Here is a 1,434-nt window from a genome sequence, read left to right as displayed (position 1 = left end):
GTCCCACTGGCGCAGGCAACGACAGGCCACCGCCCGACGCAGCCACTACCGGAGAAGAACCAGCTCAGGACACGATCCGCTGCTGGAGTACTAAGTGGGGGTCATTCGACTGAGGCGGAGTCGTATGTGAGCGTCAGGGTCTCGGCCGCCGCGGAAGTACTGGTGGAGCCTTGGGCGGGGCTGCTCCACGATGAGACCCAGGCGCTGGTCAGGTTGACGCGTTTCTGGTCTTTCTTCGTCGTGTCGGTGATCACGATGGTGATGTTCTGCTTGTGGAATTTGAATCCCTGTCGGAGCCAGTCGGTGAAAGCTGTGCTCTGGTCGATGCCTCGGATGATGGTGATCTCGCCGGGTAGAGCGCTGGGCTGCTCTCCGCTGAGTGCATCCGTGATGTGGAGGCCCGTAGCTGACTGCACCGTCTCGACGTGTGTGCTGCCGAATTCGACGGTAAACGTGTGGGTCCTGATGGCCATGGCGACCCTCCCTCTGGGTTATCACGAAGAGTATCCGGGTGGACGCGTTGTGCTCCGGGGTGGCAGCCGGGACTGGAGGTGGTGGCGTTTCATCTGGTGGGGGACGTCGTGTGTGGGGGTTTCGTCGTGGTTTTCACTGAGCTTGTTCAACCCGCCCACCGATCAGGTGAGGACACGCCGGGAGCGCCTGCGCAGGTCAGGCTGTTGGGTCGCTCGAGGCTGGAGCCAAAGTTGAATGGGCTCACTGGTGCCGGCCTGGGGTGGTGGTGGGTGTCGCGCCTTTGGCGGGCAGGCGACGCCGCCGCGAGGGAGTGGCTTGGTCCGTCTGCTCAGTGGAGGAGATGGCCCTGCGCCTGGCCGGCGGGGCCTACCTGGACGGCCGCCCTGCAGAGGACAGCCGCAACACCTTTTTGGAACAGGAGGACGACTGTAGTTGGGACAGCTGCTCCGACCTGTTGTTCCAGGGTCGCGGTGTCCGGATGCTCTTCCGCTCGGAGTTCATTAGCCTCGAGGGGCCCGATCATCCCCGCGAACCGGTTGCTGGATGTAGGCGGCCTGGGGGAAAGCGGCCGGTTTACCCGTTCGGCTCGGCCGGGCGCTGCACCGGGTTCGTCGATGGGCCCGGACGGGGGATCTGGCTGCCGGAGGGGGCGCGGTGGAGGACACGGGGCGGCGTATGAGAGGGCCGGTGGGCGCCTGCATCCCCGGTCTGGATTCCTGTGCTGCCTTTGCCTGTACGTGCGCCGGGCTCGAAGGCGAAGGTGGACGGCTTCATTGCCCGTGGGAGGCTGCACCCGAGACTCCAGTGCGCCGTCGGCAGGCTTTACCGCGGGTCTGGTGTAGGCGTCCGCCGGTGTCTGCGTCCTCTAGTAGTGCTTTGTTAGCCGGTCTTGTCACGTCGGGTGTTCGGTAGTTCGCTGGCTGTATGAGGGCTGGGGAGCTGGCGGCGGTGCGGGTTCGG

Annotated in this window: 1 protein-coding gene; it reads right to left on the bottom strand. The window is 65.2% G+C overall.

Translation table 11 applies throughout. The annotated features are described in order from the left end of the window. Positions 1-101: 101 nt before the first annotated feature. On the bottom strand, positions 102-473 hold the full coding sequence (locus ACFYP3_RS37825; RefSeq protein WP_388842658.1) for a phage tail protein: 372 nt from the start codon (positions 471-473) through the stop codon (positions 102-104). Positions 474-1,434: the final 961 nt, after the last annotated feature.

It is taken from the genome of Streptomyces sp. NPDC005533 (assembly GCF_042871845.1).
In the GTDB taxonomy this organism is placed as follows: Bacteria; Actinomycetota; Actinomycetes; order Streptomycetales; family Streptomycetaceae; genus Streptomyces.
The sequence above is the reverse complement of the archived record's forward strand: the minus strand, read 5'-3'. Positions and strand labels throughout refer to the sequence as shown.